4 protein-coding genes are annotated in these 3,258 nt (G+C 57.7%); all 4 read left to right on the top strand.

The window, feature by feature from the left end; genetic code table 11:
• Window positions 1–265: transposase (locus HF027_RS15340; RefSeq protein ID WP_168017137.1), on the top strand; the 265-nt coding region annotated here is incomplete at its 5' end.
• 115 nt (window positions 266–380) lie between these two features.
• Complete coding sequence (locus HF027_RS15335; protein WP_168017135.1) at window positions 381–689, top strand: hypothetical protein; 309 nt, start codon at window positions 381–383, stop codon at window positions 687–689.
• 497 nt (window positions 690–1,186) lie between these two features.
• On the top strand, window positions 1,187–1,873 hold the full coding sequence (locus HF027_RS15330; RefSeq protein WP_168017133.1) for a hypothetical protein: 687 nt from the start codon (window positions 1,187–1,189) through the stop codon (window positions 1,871–1,873).
• A gap of 102 nt (window positions 1,874–1,975) precedes the next feature.
• On the top strand, window positions 1,976–3,100 hold the full coding sequence (locus HF027_RS15325) for an ISAs1 family transposase (protein WP_168017131.1): 1,125 nt from the start codon (window positions 1,976–1,978) through the stop codon (window positions 3,098–3,100).
• Window positions 3,101–3,258 lie beyond the last annotated feature (158 nt).

The following is a 3,258-nucleotide window of genomic DNA, read 5'->3' as shown; positions in this document are numbered from 1 at the left end:
CAAGGTGATGCGGGAGGCGGTCACCGATCAGCCACTGCTCAAGCCCATGGCGAAGGCCCTGACGACGCTTGAACGGCATGCCGAGCAGGTAGTGAGGCGCTGGATATCGGGACTGACCAACGCGCGCTTGGAAGGCATGAACGGGCTCTTCCAGGCGGCCAGGTCAGGCGCACGCGGCTACCGGAACGAGGCCAACGTCATTGCCATGATCTACCTGATTGGTAGCCCCGTGGGCCGCCTGCTGGATCAGGCCAAATCCACATGAAACGTCGAAGAACCCAAAATCTGGACAATTACTGCCACCAATGGTTATTAAAAATAATGATAAAACTGCTTCTATAATAACAAATCATTTGGAGAAATAATAAAGGAGATACCACATGATGCGCATAGCCCTGCTATTTTTTGCAGTACTCTTCACCGCTTCCGCCGCAGGTGCGCAGATCTACGAAGTTCAGCTCGCCGACGATGAGATCAGCCCGAATGAGCCGGTAATTCTGACCTGCCTGGACGGCGCCGAACCAGTTACACTCGACTCATCGAACACACTCGAAATGAGCGTGGACGGTGCGCTCGCCGCACCGATTTCTTTCGGCTACAGGGTGATCGTCGGTGAAGCCTGTGTGGCGGACTTCGAGTCAACGGCCGACGAGAACGGGTGGGATTATGTCATCACTCCGCTCGAATAACACCTCGAAAGCTGCTTCCGCCGAGAGCGTCCGCCAGATGTGCCACGACTCGCCGCCTGCCTCTGCTTTTAGCATCAAGCCGCGTCAACCCTCGCCCATTCGAAGGTGTCACGAAAGGGGTAAAGCCTTAAACCCGCCTAATTCACGAGGGCTCTGATCAGGCGGTCTGAAGCTACGTTTCATCGGCATCATTCGTCAGGATCCGCCTTTCTGGCGTGAGAGCCAGCTCAGTAGTGCCTGAATGCTGGTTTCCCTTCGATTTTCTATAACTCTATGAATTCAGGATATTGAGCTTCACTCACTGAGCCAGTGTATGGATTCAGGTTGACACACAGAGCTAATACCTCGGGATCGCCGAGGACCACGACGCGGACGTCTTCTACAATCTAGGAGAGGTCTCCACAATCCCTCGCCAGTGGCAACGGCTCTCCCGTTGACGTCGCTTCACTGCCACGAGTGCTGCGCCGCAACTTGCCCACAAACTCCAGGAGAATGTGATGTATTTGTCTTGCGCGCGAGCGATATTGATCGGCCTCTCCACCGCTGGAGCCACCCTCGCGGACACGTCGGCGCCTCCGGCGTCGACGGTTCAAGAAATTGAGGCTGCCGAACTTTTCCCTCTTGTCCCCTATGAAAGCACGTTCGAGGTGGTGGACGGAGACGGGGAGGGACGGCAGGTACGGCTGGAACTGAGTTCAGCAGATGGTGAAGGCCGTTGGGAAGTTCGGTTTGGGGGTTACAACATCCTCCATCTTTCCGAGCTCCGGGATGGAAGCGTGCTGCTCACCGGCCTAGATGTGCTGACGCAAGGTCAGACCGTGCTGTACGAGCCGCCTGTGGTGCTGCTACCCAACAGGATCGTGCCCAATCGGACATGGAGCGCTTCTGGTAAGGCTACGGTCGCTAACATAGAGACGCGCGAGGTCGAACACAGGGGTGAATACCAGCACCGAGTCATGCCCATCACTCGAGAGCGGTATGTGACTCCGGCGGGTGATTACGAAGGTTTCCTGGTACCGTTCGAACAGACCATCGATCTTGAGGCTCAGGCGGCGATCCGGTTGTCGCTCGATCTCGGCTTCTTCCCCGGCAAAGGTCTGGTGAAACGTTCGATGAAGTTCGTCGTCGACAAACCCTTGTGGTTCGGCTCGACCACACGGCGCACAGCAGTGCTCACCCGTTAGGAAATCAGGCAGGTGTAGCAGGGCAATCGCACGTCGAGATTCGTTCGCAATTGAATCATAAAGGATGATTCGATATAGCTGGGCATTTGGCCGGAGGATGCAATGCCCCAGACTGCTGTGCCGATCCTGGACATCTTCGCCAGCGTTACCGATCCGCGTCGTCCCAGCAAGGTGCAGCACCCCTTGCCCGACCTGCTCACCGTCGCCGTCTGCGGCGTCCTCGTGGGCACCGACACCTTTGAAGAGATCGAACTCTGGGCCAAGGAGAAGCTCTCCTGGCTCCGCCAATATCTCAGTTTGCCCAATGGGGTCCCGTCGCATGACACCTTCGCCCGGCTCTTTGGCCTGATGGATCCACACGAGTTTGAGGCGGCTTTCCGCCGCTGGGTAGAAGGCATCTTGCCCAGCGTCTCGCCACAGGTCGTTGCACTGAATGGCAAGACCAGCCGACGGTCGGCCAAGGCCTTCGAGGCCCCCTTGCACCTCGTCAGCGCCTTTGCTGCTGACGCTGGCGTCATTCTCGGCCAACAGGCGACCGCCGCCAAATCGAACGAGAAGACCGCCATCCCGGACCTGCTGGCCACACTGGCGCTGGAAGGGTGCATTGTCACCCTTGACGCCATGGGCACCCAGCCTTCGATTGCCCAGGCGATCCGCGACCGTCGGGCCAACTATGTGCTGGCCATCAAGGAGAACCAACCCCAGCTCAAGGAAGCGATCGACGATTTCTTCGACCAGTTTTGCGCCGCGCCGGCAGCGCAGACGCCGCATCAGGTCAAGGAGGAGGTCAGCAAAGCGCATGGCCGCCTGGAGACACGACGCTGCTACGTGTTCGATGCGCTGGACTGCTTGCCGAAGCCGGCTCGCTGGCCGGATCTGCGCTGCTTCGTCGTCATCGAGTCAACACGCGAAAGCCAAGGCAAGACGGAACATGAGCGCCGTTACTACATCAGCAGCCTCGCGCCGAACGCCGAGCAATTGGCCAAGGCAGTTCGACAACACTGGCAGATCGAGAATCAGGTGCACTGGTGCCTGGATGTCACCTTTGCCGATGACCAGATGCGGGCACGAACGGCATACGCTGGGCATAACCTGGCCACTCTCAAGCGGTTGACGCTCAATCTGATTCGCTTGGATCCCGCGCCTCGCAAGGGAAGCTTCAAGACCAAGCGAATTATTGCGGCCACCTCAGACGATTATCGCGCCCATCTACTTGGCTTGGAATGAGAAGCCTTCTTCATGTGCGATTGCCCTGGCAGGTGTAGGGTCCCTGATAATCGAATCGCCTATAGAAGTTATCCTCTGCTAGCCGCCAGAGAGCTTCTTCAGCCATTCATTCGGGAGCAGGTTCATGGACATCAAGCTGCATAAGCAAGCCACGACAA

This window comes from Halomonas salinarum (assembly GCF_012062845.1).
Lineage (GTDB): Bacteria > Pseudomonadota > Gammaproteobacteria > Pseudomonadales > Halomonadaceae > Onishia > Onishia salinarum.
The sequence above is the reverse complement of the archived record's forward strand: the minus strand, read 5'-3'. Positions and strand labels throughout refer to the sequence as shown.